Source organism: Photobacterium angustum (assembly GCF_003026365.1).
GTDB lineage: Bacteria > Pseudomonadota > Gammaproteobacteria > Enterobacterales > Vibrionaceae > Photobacterium > Photobacterium angustum.
The window spans coordinates 74,582-88,717 of record NZ_PYOM01000008.1; the positions used below are offsets into that span (position 1 = coordinate 74,582).

The 14,136-nt window shown below is 37.6% G+C and carries 15 protein-coding genes; 6 read left to right on the forward strand and 9 right to left on the reverse strand.

The window, feature by feature from the left end:
- Positions 1 to 92 precede the first annotated feature (92 nt).
- On the reverse strand, positions 93 to 1,739 hold the full coding sequence (locus CTN01_RS09815) for an ABC-ATPase domain-containing protein (RefSeq protein WP_045127646.1): 1,647 nt from the start codon (positions 1,737 to 1,739) through the stop codon (positions 93 to 95).
- 209 nt (positions 1,740 to 1,948) lie between these two features.
- On the opposite strand from CTN01_RS09815, the gene CTN01_RS09820 reads away from it, so the two are divergent.
- Entirely contained in the window at positions 1,949 to 2,287 is a 339-nt protein-coding gene (locus tag CTN01_RS09820) for a gamma-glutamylcyclotransferase family protein (RefSeq protein WP_045147545.1), read from the forward strand.
- Positions 2,288 to 2,363: 76 nt separating this feature from the next.
- Here CTN01_RS09820 and CTN01_RS09825 read toward each other — a convergent pair whose 3' ends face one another.
- Both CTN01_RS09825 and CTN01_RS09830 read right to left on the reverse strand, forming a co-directional pair.
- Positions 2,364 to 2,741, reverse strand: a complete 378-nt coding sequence (locus CTN01_RS09825) for a DUF2541 family protein (protein WP_005364537.1) — start codon at positions 2,739 to 2,741, stop codon at positions 2,364 to 2,366.
- 236 nt (positions 2,742 to 2,977) lie between these two features.
- Positions 2,978 to 4,906: a S9 family peptidase gene (locus CTN01_RS09830; protein ID WP_045147543.1), complete on the reverse strand. Its 1,929-nt coding sequence runs from the start codon at positions 4,904 to 4,906 to the stop codon at positions 2,978 to 2,980.
- Between the two features lie 148 nt (positions 4,907 to 5,054).
- Here CTN01_RS09830 and CTN01_RS09835 point away from each other — a divergent pair, with 148 nt between their 5' ends.
- From CTN01_RS09835 to CTN01_RS09845, 3 genes are all read left to right on the forward strand, one after another.
- Positions 5,055 to 5,522, forward strand: a complete 468-nt coding sequence (locus CTN01_RS09835; protein WP_045147542.1) for a GNAT family N-acetyltransferase — start codon at positions 5,055 to 5,057, stop codon at positions 5,520 to 5,522.
- Between the two features lie 383 nt (positions 5,523 to 5,905).
- A complete protein-coding gene (locus CTN01_RS09840; protein ID WP_005364546.1) occupies positions 5,906 to 6,802 on the forward strand; it encodes a phosphotransferase in 897 nt (298 codons plus the stop codon).
- A gap of 87 nt (positions 6,803 to 6,889) precedes the next feature.
- Positions 6,890 to 7,525 (forward strand): putative ATP-dependent zinc protease, encoded by a 636-nt coding sequence (locus CTN01_RS09845; RefSeq protein ID WP_244155958.1) that lies wholly within the window; start codon positions 6,890 to 6,892, stop codon positions 7,523 to 7,525.
- Between the two features lie 93 nt (positions 7,526 to 7,618).
- Here CTN01_RS09845 and CTN01_RS09850 read toward each other — a convergent pair whose 3' ends face one another.
- From CTN01_RS09850 to CTN01_RS09870, 5 genes are all read right to left on the reverse strand, one after another.
- On the reverse strand, positions 7,619 to 8,431 hold the full coding sequence (locus CTN01_RS09850) for a DUF2797 domain-containing protein (protein WP_045147540.1): 813 nt from the start codon (positions 8,429 to 8,431) through the stop codon (positions 7,619 to 7,621).
- 306 nt (positions 8,432 to 8,737) lie between these two features.
- Positions 8,738 to 9,595: a metal ABC transporter permease gene (locus tag CTN01_RS09855; protein ID WP_045147538.1), complete on the reverse strand. Its 858-nt coding sequence runs from the start codon at positions 9,593 to 9,595 to the stop codon at positions 8,738 to 8,740.
- Positions 9,588 to 10,478: a metal ABC transporter permease gene (locus CTN01_RS09860; protein WP_146150425.1), complete on the reverse strand. Its 891-nt coding sequence runs from the start codon at positions 10,476 to 10,478 to the stop codon at positions 9,588 to 9,590. The genes CTN01_RS09855 and CTN01_RS09860 overlap by 8 nt, the downstream gene beginning before the upstream one ends.
- A 14-nt stretch (positions 10,479 to 10,492) precedes the next feature.
- Entirely contained in the window at positions 10,493 to 11,353 is an 861-nt protein-coding gene (locus tag CTN01_RS09865) for a manganese/iron ABC transporter ATP-binding protein (RefSeq protein ID WP_045147536.1), read from the reverse strand.
- The gene (locus CTN01_RS09870; protein ID WP_080896151.1) at positions 11,353 to 12,264 is read right to left on the reverse strand and encodes a metal ABC transporter substrate-binding protein; all 912 of its coding nucleotides are present in this window, start codon (positions 12,262 to 12,264) and stop codon (positions 11,353 to 11,355) included. Before CTN01_RS09870 ends, CTN01_RS09865 begins: the two co-directional genes overlap by 1 nt.
- A gap of 196 nt (positions 12,265 to 12,460) precedes the next feature.
- On the opposite strand from CTN01_RS09870, the gene CTN01_RS09875 reads away from it, so the two are divergent.
- Together CTN01_RS09875 and CTN01_RS09880 are read left to right on the forward strand one after the other, a co-directional pair.
- Entirely contained in the window at positions 12,461 to 13,150 is a 690-nt protein-coding gene (locus tag CTN01_RS09875; RefSeq protein WP_045147534.1) for an SDR family oxidoreductase, read from the forward strand.
- A gap of 24 nt (positions 13,151 to 13,174) precedes the next feature.
- Positions 13,175 to 13,678 carry a GNAT family N-acetyltransferase gene (locus tag CTN01_RS09880; protein ID WP_045127639.1) on the forward strand — a complete coding sequence of 168 codons (504 nt, stop codon included), beginning with the start codon at positions 13,175 to 13,177 and terminating at the stop codon, positions 13,676 to 13,678.
- A gap of 75 nt (positions 13,679 to 13,753) precedes the next feature.
- Here the strand turns inward: CTN01_RS09880 and CTN01_RS09885 are convergent, their stop codons facing one another.
- On the reverse strand, positions 13,754 to 14,086 hold the full coding sequence (locus tag CTN01_RS09885) for an SMR family transporter (protein ID WP_211317081.1): 333 nt from the start codon (positions 14,084 to 14,086) through the stop codon (positions 13,754 to 13,756).
- Between the last annotated feature and the right edge of the window lie 50 nt (positions 14,087 to 14,136).

Sequence of the window (14,136 nt, forward strand, 5' to 3'; positions counted from 1 at the left end):
CACATATTACTTGATGCGATATGTGGGCTTTTATCATTTATTGCTATTGCTATTGCTATTGCTATTGCTATTGCTATTGATATTTAAAGTTATTACTTAAATTCAGCTTTGCGCATACGGTTAAGTACAGCCATTACCTCAATTACACGAGGTTTCGACATTTCGCCGTATTTAGGCATCATATCAGCCCAATTATCATGCAGCATGTTAGCGAATGCACGCGCAGGGACTTTTTCCCAACCTTTAAGTTGTGCAAGTTGGAACCATAAGTAACCAATAGCAAGTAACTGACTAGGATGAGCCACTTGTTCTAACGCCTGTAAATCAACGTATTCACGACCAAAGCGTAACGATGTTTTATCTTTCACTTGAATACGGAATTTTCCTTCTTCAAGTAACGCTTGCAGCGCGCTACGGTTTATTTGGCGCGTGCGAGGACGAACAATAACTTCTGTGCCTTCAGCTTTACGTCGGGTAGGGTGAGAAGCAACAACTTCACGTGCTTTATCTGTTACATCTACTGCTTCATAGTTATGCATCTGAATAACAGTATCGGCAACATCTAAATAGTCACCAGAGCCACCCATAACAAGCATTACTGATATATCATGCTGATCGCGAAGTAAAGCTATACGGTCAACAAGTGGCGTAATTGGCTCATCATCTTTACAAATCAGAGCCTGCATGCGCTCATCACGGATCATAAAGTTTGATGCAGAAGTATCTTCATCAATCAATAATGCTTCAGCACCAGCTTCGATCGATTCTTGTAACCAAGAAGCTTGTGAAGTTGAACCTGATGCATTTTGGCTAGTAAATGCTGTGGTGTCTTTGCCCATAGGTAAGTTGCTGATGTAAGGCGATAGATCAACATTATGAACACAACGACCATCTTCAGCGCGTATCTTAGCGGCATTATAATTGGTTACCACGTACTCACGACCATCACCAGGGATATGATCGTAAACAGAACGCTCAATGGCACTTAATAGCGTTGATTTACCATGAAAACCACCACCAACAATTAAAGTAATTCCCTCAGGAATACCCATACCACGGATTTTACCTTTGTGTGGCGCTTCAAGCTCTACTGCTAGGTTATCAGGGCTTGTAAAAGGTACAGCATTCGGAAGTGGTAAATCACTGTTACCAGCAAGGCGAGGAAGAATACTACCATCAGCAACAAAAGCTAATAGCTTATGTTCTTTTAACTGTGCACGAAGTGCTACTTGATCTTCTGCTGCTTCACAGTGGGCCTTTAACTCTTCCATTGGTAATTCGCGTGCAATCGTTGCACGGCGGATCATTTTTGGTAGGTGGAAAGTTAATAGATTCATTGTACGCTTAGCAATGATGGTACGACCGTCAGCCGGAAGGTTTACACGAAAACGTAATTCGATACCTTCATCATCAAATACCACTGCTGTACGGTCAAGGATCACCTGTCCAGGCATATCAATAAGTACTGCATTATCTTGTTGTGATAAATCAGCAAAAAAGCGAGCAATAAAATCTCGTGCTGCACATTGATAGACTGAAGATTTTTCACGTAACCATTCTAAGTCTGTAAGTGACCATGCACGACGAGCACGTACTCGAGAAGCCGGAGCAAACGGATCCGATTGAACGGTATCAATATAAAAGTCGAAATCAACGAAGTGGTATTCACCGCGCATACTCGTATAGCTGCGGTAATTATGACGGTCAATTTTATGGAGTTTGGCTTCGAGTAATTGCATATCGCCTCGATATCGTTCGTTATGGTGCACAGCACCGAGAATCTAGTGTGTTCGGGGGCTGGATATTACACTAAAGTCTGATATTTAGCATGTAAACTTTAAACGAGAACACAATAATTAGCGTTTTTTATTATTGCTTTAAATGTGTCGTTTCCTTAGGTTTATAGTTTAGTTAATAAGGTGTGACTTGTAGTGAGGATTCATCATTCGTGCTTAATACATTATTCGTTTATGGCACTTTGGCGCCAGAACAATCTAATGCCTATGTGCTTTCTGATTTGAAAGGTTCTTGGCAAAAAGCGAGCGCAATTGGATTTATTTACCCAAACGGTAAAGGAGCGACATTAGGTTATCCTGCTTTTGTACCGCAATCAGAAGGGGAACGTGTTCAAGGCTTACTCTTTACGTCTGATGATTTAACAACGCATTGGCAGCGAATTGATGAGTTTGAAGGCGAGGGGTATGACCGTGTAGTGATCACCGTTATTCTTGACGATGGCTCTGAACAATCGGCATTTGTGTATCGTTTAAGTCCAAGTGAAATGTAAGTCAGTCTGGCAATATTATAGAGATATAAAAAACAAGAGCGCTATTAATAGCGCTCTTGTTTTTAAATAAATTTGCTTATCGACGACCGAGAACTTTAATGCCTGCACTGCCATCTTCAGCACGGCCATGCACTTGAATATCTGTTACACAGCGCTCATAAGAGAAGCGACGCCAATCTGTTTTTTCGTTTTTATCTAATTTGCGTTGAAACTGGAATACGCGCGAAGAGCCATTTTGAAATTTAAAGACTACTTTTGTTAAAAACACATCACGTTCAGCTTTAATCTGAATCGATTTAGTATTACGACAAAGTGGTACAGGGATCTTAGCGTGACTATTTTTAGCTTCAAGAAGAATAGTACGACCTAATGTAAATGTATCAGCTGAAGCTGTTGTTGAAAATGCCATCGTAGAAAGCATAATTGCAGCAGCCATTGTCGCTTTTAGTTTCATAAAGAAATCTCACAAGTAAAAACTGCACTGATTATAATGAGATAAATTCGAAATGGTTAAATAATGAGTTGTAAGTATCTGTAATTTAGTAATACAGAACATATGTCAAATAGTTGGGTGTTTTTTGTTTTATTTTGGTTAGGTTGTCGATATTTGAAAATCAGTTTGAACAATAATGTAAAAAAGGAAAAATGTGGTGCCGTCTGAAAGGAGATGACACCGTTAATTATTAATAGTTAGCCAGCCGAGCGACCACCAATACATTGGCTTAAGAAATTATCAACTTTTCTCGCAAGTTTCCTTGCTTGTCTTGGTGTTCCATAATGGTGGCCAACGTTATTCATTTCCCAGTACTCTACATTTTTTCCTGCTTTCTTTGCCGCTTCGACAAAACGACGTGATTGGTCTGGGATCACAACAGCATCACTGTCACCTTGAATGACTAACAGAGGTGCATTCATATTATTAACGAAATTGATTGGCGATTGCTGTGCGCGTTGCTGCTTCATCTCTGGATCGTTGAAATCACCAATATAGTTTACCCAAATATCTTCATATCGCTTCCATGGTTCAGGGAAGTTTTTTACCATCAGCTCAAGATCAGATATGCCGAAAATATCAACACCACAAGAAAATTTATCGGGAGTCAGTGTCATACCGACTAAGGTTGCGTACCCACCGTAACTAGCACCCATAATAGCGACATTGTTCGGATCTGTTATTCCTTGCTCTACTGCCCAATTAACACCATCAATTAGGTCGTTATGCATGGCTTTAGAGAATTCACCATAGCCTGAAGATGTAAACTCATAGCCGTAACCTGTAGATCCCCTGAAATTAACTTGAATAACCGCATAGCCACGGTTGGCAAGTAACTGTGCTTCACTATTAAAGTCCCAGTAGTCGCGAGCATGTGGTCCACCGTGAACCAGTAATACTGTTGGAAGGTTATTGGCTTTAATGCCCTTAGGTAGGGTGATATAACCGTTGAGGGTTAAACTATCTCGACTCGTGAACTGAATGGGCTTTTGGCTGGCAAGGTACTGCGAGTAATGATGTGATTTACTTTGTGATAAAAGCTCTTTCTTATCGTTAGTTGCATCATACAAGTAAATATAATAGCCGTATTCATTATATTGCTTAACAGTGAATTTCTCATTTTTATTGTCAGTGCTAAAAATAAATATTCCATTTTTGCCTTTTTGATAAAAATTAGAGGCTAATTTTTTATAATTAGGATTAAAAGTTATGATTTCTTGATAATCAGGATAACTGGCTGCTAATGCTGGAGCATGATTATTGTCATAGTAATATTTGTCTACATCAACAGTATCATTTGAATAAAGAGTATTAATGGCATTTGTTGCAAGATCTAGCTCAATAAGTTGAGTCTTGTCAGAATTATTGTTGGCTAAAATAGTTAGGGTATTCTTGCTATGATTCATCATAGCATTGGCAACCTTACCATTTTCACCAGCATCAAATAATAATTTATTAGTGCCGAATTGATATATTTTTCTCTTATCTTTTATATAAGCGAAAATTGAACCGCCTTTAACTCTGTCGTCAATAATGAATCCATCTATTGTTAGCTCTTTATCGACTTTAAACAATAATGTTTCTTTTTTTGTTTTAATATTTAATCGGTATAAGTTGTACGCTTTAGCATTCCCACCGTTATGCCTTACAAGAATATTTTCCGGATCGTTGCGTAATTTATCTACGACATATATCTGGTTATCTTTATCATAAAAAGGGGTTAATTGCCGTGTTGGAAACTTTGTATCTAAAAAGAATATTTTAGATTTCATATCGTCAAAGTGAGGCACATAAATAATGCGACGGCTATCAGGCATCCATTCGAAGAATGGAATCGAGCTGCTAAATTTACTAGTTTCACCGGTTTTTAAGTTCTTGAAGTGTAGCGCAGTAAAAGGGTTACCATTGTTGTCAAAACTCTCTTTCAACCAAGCTAGTTTTTCACCATCAGGTGAGATTTGGTATGAATGTGTACCGTTTGTTGCTGTAGTAAGATCTTTAAAATCTAGCAAGATAGGTAGTTTTTGAGCTACCAAAGACTGGTGCGTTGCTTCTTTGGGCTGTGCGCAACCAGAAATTAATAAAATCAAAGTAAAGCTTTGTATTATGTATTTTATAAGTTTCATGATGTTCTCAATATAGCCAACTAAATATAAAAATATAATAAATGAATTATTATGCTTGTATTATGAATTATTAATAATTTACATGCTGTTTATAGCAAAATTGCGATCGAAATAGTGCTTGCTTAAAATTCAGCTGATAGGACTTAATATGCTTGAAATTTCGAGATATACAGAAAGGGATCAAGAGGGTGTAAAAGCGGTGTCTTTATTTGAGGATCAAATCCTATTTGCCGCGACAGCAGAAGATTTTTTAGAAAGTGACTCTGCAACAATGCATCTTCATGTGATTAAGCAGGATGACCATATTGTAGGCTTTTTTAAAATAGATATTGCTTACTTTCGTGATGTGGATTTTTGCTCTGAAAATTGTATTGGTTTGCGAACCTTTGTTATAGACCAAAAGTTACAAGGTAAGGGTATTGGTAAACAAGCATTAATGGCGTTATTTACTTATTTAGCGAAGTACTACTCAAACTATCAAAGGGTTTATTTAACAGTAAATTGTAAAAATACAGTGGCAAGGCGTTGTTATGAAAAGGCTGGTTTCGCTTTTACAGGTGAACGTTATCTGGGAGGTTTATTTGGGCCACAAGAAATTATGTGTCATGACATTTAAGGTAGCCGAATTACGTTATTATTAATTGATAGTATTTCGCATTAGCCTTATTTGGAATAATGAGGCATATATCACATCCCTATGTGTATCGTTTTTTTATTTTGCTTATATTTAGTGAATTAGAGCGCACTTTTTATTTGTTACTAAAAAAGAGTTTTATTCGCTAATTTTAAGCTAGTGTACGGAGGTAAAGCTCTGTAAAAAATCAAATGTAACCAAAAGTAAAAAATTTTTAGTTTTATTTACCGTATCGACTGGTCATATTGGCTGTTATGTTGCATTCTAAACCCACAATAAAGATTAAAAACCTAATAAAACCAGATGTTTATGCTTATTTGGTATTTATTGGTTACAGTTGCTAGATAACATCCAAGGTACAAAATATGAATAGAGCCCAGCTAAAAAATATTGCTGAAAAATCGTTTTTCGCAATGTTCCGACAAAAAGCTGATGTATGTGATATTCAGGAAACCTTTTATGGTTGGGTTGTATTTCTTGCCACAGGGAAGGCAAAGATTGTTGTTAAGTTTTCACGAGAAGTGGGTCGAATAAGTAAAGAAGTCGCATGTTTACAGAAGTTACGCTCTATTGTGAGTTGTCCTGTGCCGCAGATCTATTTATTTGGTCGAGAAGAAGGGTATGACTATATCGTGCTAGATTGGCTCGAAGGTCGACCTGCGAATGAGTTACCTAATAATAAATTCGCTATAGAGACATTCCGTGAAGATTACACAGATATTTTACTCGCATTACATGAGCATAATCATCCGCAAGGCTTTGAATTAAATAATGGAGGCTTTGATGGTGATTTTAATAACGCGTTCGATGACTGGATGAAGGATGTATACAAATATCTATCTTGTTCAGCATCGCCATTTAGTTCAAAGATCAAATATCAATATACTGAGCTATGGGAACGTCGTAGAGAAATATTAGCACCAATTGCTCATGAAGCGTCTTCTTTCGTTCACGATGATTGCCATTTGGCGAATGTACTATTTGATCCTAATACGTTTAAAGTTGCAGGATTGCTTGATCCTTGTGATAGCGGTTTCAAACACCGTGAACTCGATGTGATCCATTTATTTGATGTACGTGGTGATACGCATATCGCCGAACGCTATATTGAAAAACGTCAGTTAGATGATGGCTTTGAAGCACGACGTTATTTCTTTAGTTTGTGGGATGATGCAAAACACAGTCGAAATATGGGTTGGTATGATGAAAACTGGTTAGCAAATAAGTTTAATAAGTTTGAAGCAGCCATGAGTATGCAATGAGTTTGAGGGAAATAGTTGCCTATTTCCCTTTGTAAGTATTATGTTTTGTAAGGTATGGGTATTAAAGAATAATGAAAAGGTTAACTTATGATGAATAAAGTAAGTAGAGTATCTGTGTTTGTTTTATTGTTAGTCAGCTATCAATCTATGGCTGATAATCATGTTACATCATCTAAGTTTCCTGTTTCTTCTATCCCAGATCCTTTGAGTCAGTCTTCTGACCTTTCTCTTCCTAATGCTAGTGATACTCAGTTTAATGCTTCAAGTGATTTAATTCTTGCACATAACAGTACAAAATCAGCGCATTCATCAGTAAAGAAAGAAACTCAAGATGGGTTGTTTATTTTAGGGCGTCATGAGTGGATCTTACTTGCTTCATCAACAGAATATTTTGCAGCTTATATTGATCCTGTATCAACAAATTCACGCATCGGTGTAAGTGATTTAGTCGAATTTGAACGTGATGGAAAAGATTGGGTTAAGTTTAAACTGCTTGATAAAGAATATAAATTTGCCATTCTTGAAAAAGTTAAAATACCAGAAAAAAGTGATAAACCCTTACCTGTTGTAAAGTTAAGAACCAAACTTGGCGATATTAATGAAGAAATTGAATATGTGCTGATCAATGGTGGTAACGGTATTGTATTAGGTGAGAACTTTTTACGTGATCTCGCGATACAAAATAGAAAATATGATTATATTCAAGGACGAGCAAAAAAATAAAAGCGAAGTATGATTCGGTTAGTCGAATACAGTTGCTTCGCTTTTATCGTTCTTATTCTCTACAGTTTTTGATAGAGAGCACTTAAATATATTTTATGCTTCTGCAATTACTTCATAGCTGGTGAATTTACGAATGTTGATCACGCCAGTATCAAAGATCAGATATTGACCTTTGATTCCTTGCAAAATACCTTCAACCACAGGCTCTTTATCAAAATTGTGTGAGCTAATCTTGGTTGGGAAGGCATCAACAGGAAAATGAATATCAACAATATCGTTATCAAGATATTCAATCGCATCTTCACCATATTCTGCGGTGATTTCTGCTAGACGAGCTTTTACTTCTGGTAATAAAACAGAGGCCTTTTCTGTTAAATCGATTTCAGCATTATCACCTTTAAGCATGGCACGCCAGTTGGTTTTATCAGCGACAAGCTCTGCAATAGCCACTTCCACTAACCCTGAAATTTGACGTGTTTTTACTTTAAGTAAAGCAAGTGCCTGTGTTGCACCTTGATCAATCCATCGTGTCGGTAGTTGGGTATGTCGAGTAATACCCACTTTTAAACCTGAAGTATTTGATAGGTAAACATAGTGCGGCACCATGCAATTTTCTTCACCCCATTGTGGCTCACGGCATGTGCCTTTGTCGTAGTGACAAGTTTCAGGTTTCATAATGCACATATCGCATGACGCTAATTTTTTCATACAAGGGAAGCAATGACCTTGAGAGTAACTTTTTTTGGTTTTTTTGCCACACGACTGACAAAAAATATTGCCTGTATGAGTCAATTTAAGTGACTTACCAATCAAAGGATTTAAATGTAGTTGTTGATCACCGATAGGGAGATGGTAGTCAACAACGTCATTTAACGTTGACTTCATTTTACTTAATGTTCCTTGCATACATTGCTCATTCGTTTGTTTTTATAGTGCGGAGATTTTAGCAGGTGAAAGAGGGAAGCGGCTATATAAGCGTAATGGAAAAATATGAATTCCCTCTTCGAAGTTTTAAATCGGAGAGACAATCAGCACAACAAGCATCATTTAAGGGAAAGAATGCAATTTTTACATGTGTTTGACGCATTAACTAAATCTGTTATAGGTCTTGTGCTTGAAGGAAAGACAGAGTAAGTAATGTTATGTATAGGTTATCAAACAATACGAATACTGTTCGACAACCTTAATAGAATATAGCCAGTGTCGCTCTGTTTATATTGCACTTATGGACGTATTTTTCACAATGGCACGCTGTTTTATTGCATGGTAAGTAAACACCGCAATAAAGTTTATTGTCATTAATAAGATAATCGTTGGTGCGGGAGCACTATCGATAAAGAAGCTAAGATAAACGCCTAAGAAGCAATTTATGATAGAAATGAATACCGATATTATCATCATGCTTTGAAAACGACGGGTGAGCATAAAGGCTGTCGCACCCGGCGCAATCAGCATTGAAATCACTAATATCATGCCAACGGCTTTGAGTGCAGTAACAATCGCGAACGAGAGTAGCGCAAGCAATCCGTAATGTAATACTTTGGTGGGAAGTCCAATAGCTTGTGCATGTTGATGATCAAAAATAAGCAAGAGTAAATCTTTACCTTTAATGATACACAGTGCTCCAACAATGAGTGCAATTCCGCCAGCTTCTGCAATATCGTGCCAACTAGCCCCTAGAGGATCACCAAATATAATGTGATCTAAGTGAATATTTGTGTGAATTTTCGTAATCATCACAATACCGAGCGCGAACATTGCTGAAAATACAACACCCATAATTGTATCTTCTTTAATTCTGCTATTTTCTTTTAAATACCCTGTGGTTAACGCACAAAACATACCTGCGATAAAAGCACCAATCGTAAATGGAATCGATAAGACATAAGCAATAACAATCCCCGGTAAAACAGCATGGGAAATGGCATCACCCATTAAAGACCAACCTTTTAGAATTAAAAAACAAGACAGTAATGCTGTTGGTATCGCGATAAAAAAAACAATCAGAAAAGCCTGCTGCATAAAAATAAATTCAAAAGGCGATAGTAATGTCGTTAATAGATTAGCCATGTTGAATTCCTTTTGTTTGCTTTAAGCTTTGTGCTTTTTTTAACGCTTGTTTTGTTTTTTTACGGGTTGCTAGTCGACCATATTTAGGTGCAAATACAAAAGCTAAAGCAAAGAAAACAGTTTGTAATAACACGATGATCCCGCCTGTTGCACCATTGATAAAATAACTAAAATAAGCACCAAGAAAAGCGCTGATCACACCAATGATTACACTGTAGATAATGACTATCGAGAAACGATCAGACAGTAAGTAGGCAGTTGCACCAGGGATCACAACCATAGCAATAACTAAAAAGGCGCCTACAGTTTGCAATGCGGCAACGGTAGAAGCACTTAAAATACTAAAAAATACAATTTTTAAAAATGTTGGCGATAGCCCAATAGTTTTAGCATGGTTTTCATCAAAGAAAACAACCATGAAGTCACGCCATTTTAAACATAAAATTAATAGAGAAAGACAGCCAATGATGACGATTTGTAATGTATCTACTGGGGTTATCGCGAGAATATTTCCCATTACAATCGTCTGAATATTAACCGCACTTGGATAGAGTGAGACAAGAAATAAACCTAGCCCGAAAAAAGCAGTAAAAATTAAGCCAATAACAGCGTCTTCTTTTAATTTACTGCGTTGGCTTAAAAATAACATGCCAGCAGCAGCTAAACCGCCAGAAAAAAAGGCACCAAAAGCAAAGGGGAGGCCTATCATATAAGCGCCGGCAACACCGGGTACGATAGAATGTGATAGTGCGTCCCCAATCAGTGACCAGCCCTTCAGCATTAAATAACAGGAAAGAAAAGCACAAACGCCACCGATTAATGCACTAACCCACATGGCGTTAATCATATAGCTATATAAAAACGGCTCAAGTAATTGGTCCACAATTATCACTCCTTTTATCGTTGACGGGAAAGAGAGCGAGACTGTTGTTCGCCGTTTTCACCATACATAACAACAGGCCGTTCATGATCGGAAATAACTGATAATTTACGGCTATCGTCATCTTCGTGAAGATCTTTCCCTGATAAAATGAAGTGGCGTAATACACCACCAAATGCGAGCTTTAAATTTTCTGGTGTGAAAATCTCGGTTGTTTCTCCTGATGCCAAAATGGTTTTATTAATTAAAATTGTACGATCACAAAAGTCAGGAATACTTCCAAGGTTATGGGTAGAGACGAGCATAACTTTGCCTTCATCACGAAGCTCGCGTAACAATGCCATGATTTGCTCTTCTGTTTGAACATCAACGCCTGTAAAGGGCTCATCGAGTAATATCACCTGACTTTCTTGCGCGAGTGCACGAGCAAGAAATACCCTTTTACGTTGCCCACCAGAAAGCTCTCCTATTTGACGTTTACGAAAGTCAGTCATATTGACCCGCTGGAGAGCAATATTCACTTTTTCATGATCTATTTTTCTCGGGATACGCAACATATTCATGTAACCATAACGACCCATCATGACGACATCTTCAACCAGAACTGGAAAGTTCCAGTCTATATCTTCACTTTGCGGAACATAGGCGACGACATTACTTTTTAGCGCGTTTTTGACTGTATTATTAAGGATTTTCACACTACCTTGACTGGTGGATACAAATCCCATAATGGCTTTAAAAAGCGTGGACTTTCCGCTGCCATTCATCCCGACGAGGGCTGCGATAGAACCTTGAGGAACGCTAAATGTCGCATTGTGTAGAGCGGTATGACCGTTACGGTATGTAACCGTAATATTGTTTATATCTAATCCTATCATTATAAACTCAGCCCTTTAGCGATTGTTTGAGAGGTCACTTTAATTAGCTCTAGATAGGTAGGAACAGGACCGTTTTTAGCACTCAAAGAGTCAACATAAAGCATGCCTGCATAGTTAGCTCCTGTTTCTCGTGCGACTTGTTGAGCCGGTTTTGCTGAAACAGTACTTTCACTGAAAACCGCATGAATTTGATGTTGACGAACAGCATCTATAAGTTGACGAACTTGTTGAGGCGTTCCTTGGGCATCAGCATTAATAGGCCATAAATACAGTTCTTTTAGTCCAAAATCACGAGCAAGATAACTAAAGGCCCCTTCACTCGTAACAAGCCAACGCTTATCTACCGGTATGGTATTAATCTGATTACGAATAGGTGCAATTGTTTGCTTAATTTTTTGGGTATATTGTTGAGCGTTTTTATTATAAATATCCGCATTTTTAGGATCATGTTTAACCAGTGCTTGGCGAATATTTTCAACATAAATAATACCGTTCTCAGGCGACATCCAAGCATGAGGATTTGGTTTACCGTTATAAGGACCCTGAGTAATACTTAACGGCGTAATATTTTCAGTTACTGTTACAGAAGGAACATCGTGGAGGTTTTTGAAAAATTTATTAAACCAAAGCTCTAAGTTTAAACCGTTATAAAGAATTAAATCTGCACCTTGCGCCCGTTTAAGGTCGCCAGGTGTTACTTGATAATTATGAATTTCCGCATTGGGTTTAGTAATGGATTCAACAATAGCAGCGTCACCAGCTACATTTTTTGCCATGTCAGCAATGATTGTAAATGTTGTTATTACTTTAAACTTGTCATTAGCATGGCTCATTGTACTCATAAACAGTCCAACAGATAGCAGTACAGTATTTGTCACATATCGTAATCGTCGCTTTTGATGAGAGTTCATCCTTTTTATCCCTATAAAGAAAGTAACATATATTCCTCAACGTTATAACAAACACAAAAACCAAATACAATTGATAATTATTATCAATAAGGTGTTTTTTTACTTTTATCCTCTCTCAAGGTTGTTTCTACATATTCAATCGGTATATTGGATTGATCACTAATAGTATTTAATGTTGATGAGTTAGGGTGAGGCGATGAAAAAAAGTGTATTGATAACAGGAGCTAATCGGGGCATTGGACTAGGGTTAGTGAAACAGTACTTGTCGCAAGGTTGGTTAGTTCATGCTACCTCGAGATCACTTGAAACAGCATCAGATCTGCAAGATCTTGCTAGTGGTAATGCAGATCTCATTATTCACTCATTAGACGTAACCAACTATGAGCAGCTTGATCAGCTAGCCACTCAATTACCAAGCCTCGATCTTGTGATAAATAATGCTGGTTATTATGGTCCAAAAGGCTACGGCTTTGGTCAGACTGATGTTGAAGAATGGCGTCGTGTTTTTGAAATAAATACGATTGCACCATTGAAGTTAATCGAAAGCTTGTATCCATTACTCAAAAATGGGATGACAAAAAAAATAGCCTGCGTGTCTTCAAAAGTTGGCAGCATGACAGAAAATACTTCAGGTGGTGGTTATATTTATCGTTCATCAAAAGCAGCACTTAATTCTGTAGTAAAAAGTTTAAGTAATGATCTTCGTGACGAGGGGTTTACGGTAATTGCTTTACATCCTGGCTGGGTACAAACAGAGATGGGTGGCCCTAATGCGCTTATCGATACAACAACATCAGCCAAAGGATTATTTGAAGTAATTGAACACAGTTCCGTAAACAATTCAGGGGAGTTTATTAACTACGACGGTAAACGTATCGCGTGGTAATGTGATTAAAAAAGGAGTGTACTAATGGAAAATATCATTATTCGACATAGTGAAGATAAAGATATTACGGGTGTTAAAGCTATTTATGAATCTGAAATTGCCTATGGCGGTACACTTCAACTCCCATTTCCTTCACTCGATCGTTGGACGTCTCGATTGTCGAATTTACCTCAAGGGTGCTATAGCTTGGTAGCGGAATATGAGGGAGAAATTGTCGGGCAGCTCGGACTGTCGGTTTGTGATAACCCAAGACGAAGGCATGTTGCGAGCTTTGGTATGGGCGTGAAAGATACATTTCAAGGTAAAGGTGTTGGTGGGAAATTAATACAGTCTGCATTGATGTTGGCAGATAAATGGCTCAATGTGCAACGTATTGAGTTAGAAGTGTATACAGACAACATTGCTGCAATGAAGCTTTATCAAAAACATGGTTTTGAAATTGAAGGCGAGGCGAAAAACTTTGCGTTTCGTAATGGCGAGTTCGTCGATGTATATCATATGGCGAGACTGCGTACATACACTATATGATTTAGATAAAAGTGAAAATGAAAAAAGGCAGTAATCTACGAGATGATTACTGCCTTTTTTTATTTAATTGATTTGTTAATGGCCAACAGTTTTCGATAATAGGTTAACAATTAAAACACCAATAATAATAAAACCAATACCTACAATTGCGGGTAAATCTAAGCGCTGTCCATAAATAAAAAAGCTAATTGTTGCAACGAGGACAATACCAGCGCCACTCCAAATCGCATAAACAATACCAACAGGCATGGTTTTAACGGTGACAGATAATAGAAAAAAAGCGACAGCGTAACCGACAAGCACAACCGCACTTGGAACTAGTTTAGTAAATTGCTCAGCTTTAGGAATGAAAGACGTTGCGATCACTTCAAACACAATGGCAATAGATAAAGCTAAAAAAGGTGGCATAGAAGTTAATAGTTTAAACATTACGATTATCTATCATTAAAAAAGAGATG

Bases quoted from the DNA above. Each gene is read 5' to 3' on its own strand.
- CTN01_RS09815 (WP_045127646.1), bottom strand. From the start codon at position 1,739: ATGCAATTACTCGAAGCCAAACTCCATAAAATTGACCGTCATAATTAC.
- CTN01_RS09825 (WP_005364537.1), bottom strand. From the start codon at position 2,741: ATGAAACTAAAAGCGACAATGGCTGCTGCAATTATGCTTTCTACGATG.
- CTN01_RS09830 (WP_045147543.1), bottom strand. From the start codon at position 4,906: ATGAAACTTATAAAATACATAATACAAAGCTTTACTTTGATTTTATTA.
- CTN01_RS09835 (WP_045147542.1), top strand. From the start codon at position 5,055: ATGCTTGAAATTTCGAGATATACAGAAAGGGATCAAGAGGGTGTAAAA.
- CTN01_RS09840 (WP_005364546.1), top strand. From the start codon at position 5,906: ATGAATAGAGCCCAGCTAAAAAATATTGCTGAAAAATCGTTTTTCGCA.
- CTN01_RS09845 (WP_244155958.1), top strand. From the start codon at position 6,890: ATGATGAATAAAGTAAGTAGAGTATCTGTGTTTGTTTTATTGTTAGTC.
- CTN01_RS09850 (WP_045147540.1), bottom strand. From the start codon at position 8,431: ATGCAAGGAACATTAAGTAAAATGAAGTCAACGTTAAATGACGTTGTT.
- CTN01_RS09855 (WP_045147538.1), bottom strand. From the start codon at position 9,595: ATGGCTAATCTATTAACGACATTACTATCGCCTTTTGAATTTATTTTT.
- CTN01_RS09865 (WP_045147536.1), bottom strand. From the start codon at position 11,353: ATGATAGGATTAGATATAAACAATATTACGGTTACATACCGTAACGGT.
- CTN01_RS09870 (WP_080896151.1), bottom strand. From the start codon at position 12,264: ATGAACTCTCATCAAAAGCGACGATTACGATATGTGACAAATACTGTA.
- CTN01_RS09875 (WP_045147534.1), top strand. From the start codon at position 12,461: ATGAAAAAAAGTGTATTGATAACAGGAGCTAATCGGGGCATTGGACTA.
- CTN01_RS09880 (WP_045127639.1), top strand. From the start codon at position 13,175: ATGGAAAATATCATTATTCGACATAGTGAAGATAAAGATATTACGGGT.
- CTN01_RS09885 (WP_211317081.1), bottom strand. From the start codon at position 14,086: ATGCCACCTTTTTTAGCTTTATCTATTGCCATTGTGTTTGAAGTGATC.